Source organism: Exiguobacterium sp. SL-10 (assembly GCF_004337025.1).
Classification (GTDB): domain Bacteria; phylum Bacillota; class Bacilli; order Exiguobacteriales; family Exiguobacteriaceae; genus Exiguobacterium.
Genome location: NZ_SJUP01000062.1, coordinates 1 through 295, shown reverse-complemented (window position 1 = coordinate 295; position 295 = coordinate 1). Strand labels below are relative to the sequence as shown.

Genomic DNA, 295 nt, shown 5'->3' with positions numbered 1-295 from the left:
CGAATCTAAAGGCCGGGAGTTCGAATCTCTCAGGGTGCACCATTTATAACGGGAAGTAGCTCAGCTTGGTAGAGCACTTGGTTTGGGACCAAGGGGTCGCAGGTTCGAATCCTGTCTTCCCGACCATTTCTTAATTCAATTTGGTCTTTGAAAACTGAACGATGAGGCAAAAATGTTTTACAATTTTTGAATGAAGCGCAAGCTTCGTCATTTTTAAAGAGCTATATCAAATTCTTTGGAGAGTTTGATCCTGGCTCAGGACGAACGCTGGCGGCGTGCCTAATACATGCAAGTC

1 tRNA gene and 1 rRNA gene are annotated in these 295 nt (G+C 44.7%); both read left to right on the top strand.

What is annotated here, in order from left to right:
* The first annotated feature begins 49 nt into the window (after nucleotides 1–49).
* Nucleotides 50–126 (top strand) — tRNA-Pro (locus EVJ33_RS15360).
* A gap of 106 nt (nucleotides 127–232) precedes the next feature.
* Nucleotides 233–295 (top strand): 16S ribosomal RNA (locus tag EVJ33_RS15355); the annotation flags it as partial.